The 4,314-nt window shown below is 55.8% G+C and carries 4 protein-coding genes; all 4 read right to left on the reverse strand.

What is annotated here, in order from left to right; translation table 11 throughout:
• Positions 1–16 precede the first annotated feature (16 nt).
• From pstB to pstS, 4 genes are read right to left on the reverse strand one after another with little or no spacing between them, the layout of a single operon-like run.
• Positions 17–844 (reverse strand): phosphate ABC transporter ATP-binding protein PstB, encoded by an 828-nt coding sequence (pstB, locus tag NW809_RS10985; RefSeq protein WP_414346613.1) that lies wholly within the window; start codon positions 842–844, stop codon positions 17–19.
• Positions 845–878: 34 nt separating this feature from the next.
• Complete coding sequence (pstA, locus tag NW809_RS10990) at positions 879–1,778, reverse strand: phosphate ABC transporter permease PstA (protein ID WP_414402137.1); 900 nt, start codon at positions 1,776–1,778, stop codon at positions 879–881.
• A gap of 6 nt (positions 1,779–1,784) precedes the next feature.
• Positions 1,785–2,756, reverse strand: coding sequence for a phosphate ABC transporter permease subunit PstC (gene pstC, locus NW809_RS10995; protein ID WP_414402138.1), 972 nt, complete (start codon positions 2,754–2,756; stop codon positions 1,785–1,787).
• Between the two features lie 24 nt (positions 2,757–2,780).
• Positions 2,781–3,857 (reverse strand): phosphate ABC transporter substrate-binding protein PstS, encoded by a 1,077-nt coding sequence (pstS, locus tag NW809_RS11000; protein WP_414402139.1) that lies wholly within the window; start codon positions 3,855–3,857, stop codon positions 2,781–2,783.
• Positions 3,858–4,314 lie beyond the last annotated feature (457 nt).

Here is a 4,314-nt window from a genome sequence, read left to right on the forward strand (position 1 = left end):
TTCTGTCAGCCGCGACTTAGCCAAAGCGCCCGCTCACATACTCTTCCGTCTCGCGGTTGGCAGGAGAGTTGAAGATCTTCTCGGTGCGGTCAAACTCTACCATTCGTCCGTAGCGGATCCCTCTCTCGTCAAGTTCAGTGTTGAAGAAGGCAGTGAAGTCGGACACGCGAGCTGCCTGCTGCATGTTGTGGGTGACGATGATGATCGTGTAGCGACGGCCCAATTCCTTAAGCAGCTCCTCAATGCGCAGCGTAGAAATAGGATCCAGCGAGGCGCAAGGCTCGTCCATTAGAATTACCTCCGGCTGAATGGCCAGGGTGCGGGCAATGCAGAGGCGCTGCTGTTGTCCACCGGAGAGGGAAAGGGCGCTCATCCTCAACTTATCTTTCACCTCATCCCAGAGAACGGCCTGGCGCAGTGCCCGCTCCACGAGCTCGTCCAGATCCCCCTGGTAGCCATTAATCCGGGGCCCAAAGGCAATGTTGTCGTAGATGGATTTGGGGAAGGGGTTGGGCTTCTGAAACACTAGGCCAACCCGCCGCCGCACCTCAGAGGGATCCACATCCGGGTCGTAGATGTTTTTCCCGTGGAAGATAACGGAGCCTTCTACCCTTGCCCCTGGGATTAAGTCATTCATGCGGTTGAAGCAGCGCAAAATAGTGCTCTTGCCGCAACCTGAGGGGCCAATGAAGGCTGTGATGTGATTTTTCGGGATCTTCAGGGAAACCTGCTTAACCGCCAGGTGGGAGCCGTAGTAGACGCTCAGATCCCGCGTCTCTAGTTCAACCTCCAACCGGGTGGATTGCTCAGGAGAGCCCGACTTGTCAGAGAGTGGAGAGCGCATAGGAGTGTTGAAAAAGATAACGTCGCTGCAAGGCTTAGATAGTGATGGCTTCTTGGCGACGACTCACAAGGAGTCGGAAACTGACGGTGGTGATCAGGGTCAAAATCACCAGAGCCAAAGCCCCTCCCCAGGCAAGCTTCTGCTGGTTTTCAAAGGGGACAAGGGCAAAGTTGTAGATCAACACAGCCAGCGAGGCCACTGGCTTCAACAAACCGCTGGGCCAGAGAAAGCTAAACAAAGCCGTGAAGATCAAGGGCGCCGTCTCACCAGCAGCGCGGGCAATGGCCAACGTCACCCCCGTCAGGATCACCGGCAGAGCCGCTGGCAACACCACGCGAAACACCGTCTGCACTCGCGAAGCCCCCAACGCATAGGCAGCAGCCCGCGTATCGGCTGGCACCAGGCGCAGCGCCTCTTCACAGGACAAAATGATGATAGGCAGGGTCAGCACCGATAGAGCCATCCCGCCGGCAAGGGCCGAGAAGGTTTTGGTGGAAAGCACCAGCACCCCATAGGCAAACACCCCAGCAATGATGGAGGGAACCCCCGTCAACACCTTGATGATGAAGCGCAGAAAGGAGGCTGTGGGGCTGTTTTTGCCAAACTCCGAGAGATAGATGGCTGCGAATAGACCAATGGGGAATGTGATGGAGATAGCAATCGACACCACAATAATCGTCCCCAGCACTGCATTGCCAAATCCGCCCACCTGATCGCCCGGAGGAGGGGGAAGCTGGGTCAGCGTCTGCCAGCTCAGGCGCTCGATGCCCCTGGTGAAAACGTAGTAGAGGATGAGAGCCAGCACAAAAATGGCGAAGATGCTGGAGGTGGCTGTCAGCGCTGTCATTCCTACATCCAAGAAGATGCGCTGCCAGGGCTTTGCTCTGCGCTTAAACAAATTGCCTTGCTCTATCGCCTGCACTTGCGCCGTCATGTTCCTCTACTCCCGCGAAGCTGTTAGCGCAAACTTGACACGGCGTATCATCAGCTCCGCCGCAATGTTAACTACCAGAGTGATTGCTAACAGAATCAAGGCCACATACATGAGTGCTGCAACCTGCTCAGGGCCTGCTTCCGCAAACTCGTTGGCCAACAGGGCTGGGATGTTGCTGGCAGGAGCCAGAAGCGAGATGCTAATGCCGCGGGCATTCCCAATCAGCATCGCTACTGCCATCGTCTCCCCTAGGGCGCGTCCCAAACCCAAAACCACCGCTCCCAGGAGGCCGCCAATTGCTGCCGGCAGCACGACACCAAAGATGGCTTCCCAGCGAGTGGCTCCCATCGCATAGGCAGCCGCCCGCAACTCTGGCGGAACGGACACCAGCACTTCCCTGGCGATGGCAGTAATGATGGGGATGATCATGATCCCCAAGACAACCCCCGCTGTCAGCATCCCAGGCCCTATTGGTGGTGTGCTGAAAATGGTCAGCCAGTTGAAGTGCTGGAACAAGAACATCTGTATAGGGCGAAAGAAGGGGATGAAGATAAACAACCCCCAAATGCCGTAGACCACACTGGGAATGGCTGCCAGCAGCTCCACCACAATGATCAAGGCCGTGCGCAAGGACTTAGGCAAAAAGTCCTCGCTCAAAAAGATGGAGATGCCGAAGCTTAAGGGAACGCCCACGATCAGAGCAATCAGAGAAGTCACCAGGGTGCCGTAGATCTGGGGCCAAGCACCGTAGTTGTTCACAACAGGATCCCAGGTAGTGCCCCAGAAAAAGCCCAGCCCGAACTTCCGAATGGCGGGTATCGACTGAATCCCAATCTCCAGGGCAATCCACAATAGTAGGAAAGCCGAGAAAAAGACGGCGATCCGCGTTGCCCAGATGAACAGCCAGTCGCGCCAACGCTGGAAGACGGGCCGGGGCCGAAATAGAGAACTGCTCTCTGCGGAAAAGGTAGTGGTCATCTGCTGGGTAGGGGGTACAAACTTCTACGGAGTGATGCTTTCCACGGCAGCCAGAGCTTTTTGCCGCGTTTCTTCCGGGAGAGGGACATATCCCAACTGCTCAGCGAAAGCCTGCCCCTCAGTGAGGCCGTAGCGGAGAAACTCTTTAACGGCCTTGGAAGTCTCGGCTTTGGGGTAAACCTTGTAGGCAAGGATCCAGGTGTAGCCCACAATAGGGTAAGAGTCTTCCCCACTAGGATCCGGATCGACCCCCAGCAAACGCTCGTCGAGCTGAATTCTGGCCAGCGCCGCTTTCTCCGTCTCGACGTTGGGAGTTACAAACTTGCCTGTCCGGTTTTCCAAGCGGGCAATGTTCAAGTTGTTGAGCTTGGCAAAGCCGAATTCCACGTAGCCAATCGAGCCAGAAATTTGCTTGATCTGCTCGGAAACCCCTTCGTTCCCACGCGCCCCTACGCCGGTTGGCCAGTTTACCGAAGAGCCGCGACCCACCTTTTGCTTCCACTCTGGGCTAATAGCGTTGAGGTGAGTGGTGAAGATATCGGTGGTACCACTTCCATCAGAGCGATGCACGACGGTAATCGGCAAATCCGGGAAAGTCACCCCTGGGTTAAGGCCAGCCAGCAGGGGATCGTTCCAGTTCTTGATCTTGCCCAGGAAGATATTCACCAGTGCCAGGCGGGAAAGGCGGATTTCGGGGCCCACCCCAGGAATGTTGTACGCTGCAACTACCGCTCCGCCCACCATGGGTACAGAAACCATCCCTTTGGGAGGGTTAGCCTCATTCTCAATTTGGTTGATCTCTTCAGGACGGGGCACGCTGTCAGTGGCACCGAAATCGACCGTGCGGGCTACAAACTGCCGACGACCCGCACCGCTTCCTACAGACTGATAGTTGACCTGGATGTTAGGGTTTTTCTTGCCAAATTCCTGGGCCCAAGTTTGATAGATGGGGGCCGGGAAGGTCGCCCCAGCGCCATTGATGGTGATGGTCTGCTGAGCAAACACCCGCTGCCAATTCGTCTGACTGGCCGCAAAGCCGGCAACAGTGGCAGACAAAAACTTCAGGAAAGAACGACGCTCCAAGGGGTGCAACGTCACCATACAGATCTCCTCTCCCAGATGAAGATAAAATCCTAGCCCAGATCTAAAAAAGGCTACTTCACTCGAGAACCTTTCCCAACCCAATCAAAACTCGTCGGGCTGGGTATGCCACTACCGCCTGGAAGCTTGGAGGCAACCCTCAAGCTAACCCTGCGATCCTCAACAAGCCTTCAACCGACCGCAACATCCCAGGATCCCTTTGAGCACGCAGGGTTCCCTTGGGAACGCTCCATTGAAGACTTCGCCAGTCCGCGTAGCTACTATAACGTAAAGGCCAGTTGTTTTTGGTTAAAACGAGGTTAAGCCCAGGTTATCTCTGGGGATATCCGCCAAATGTCGTAGGTTCCCCGGGGGATCCCCTTTGGTGTCAGCCACTCCCTATCCTGGATTGGGTATCTCCCAAAACAGAGAACTTCCGCCTTTTGAGTTTGGAAAGGTGGCTTCTTCATCTTCCCGC

It is taken from the genome of Synechococcus sp. WC101 (genome assembly GCF_047461555.1).
Taxonomy (GTDB): domain Bacteria; phylum Cyanobacteriota; class Cyanobacteriia; order Thermostichales; family Thermostichaceae; genus Thermostichus.

Coding starts and splice junctions, on each gene's coding strand:
- pstS (WP_414402139.1), bottom strand. CDS start 3,857: ATGGTGACGTTGCACCCCTTGGAGCGTCGTTCTTTCCTGAAGTTTTTG.
- pstC (WP_414402138.1), bottom strand. CDS start 2,756: ATGACCACTACCTTTTCCGCAGAGAGCAGTTCTCTATTTCGGCCCCGG.
- pstB (WP_414346613.1), bottom strand. CDS start 844: ATGCGCTCTCCACTCTCTGACAAGTCGGGCTCTCCTGAGCAATCCACC.
- pstA (WP_414402137.1), bottom strand. CDS start 1,778: ATGACGGCGCAAGTGCAGGCGATAGAGCAAGGCAATTTGTTTAAGCGC.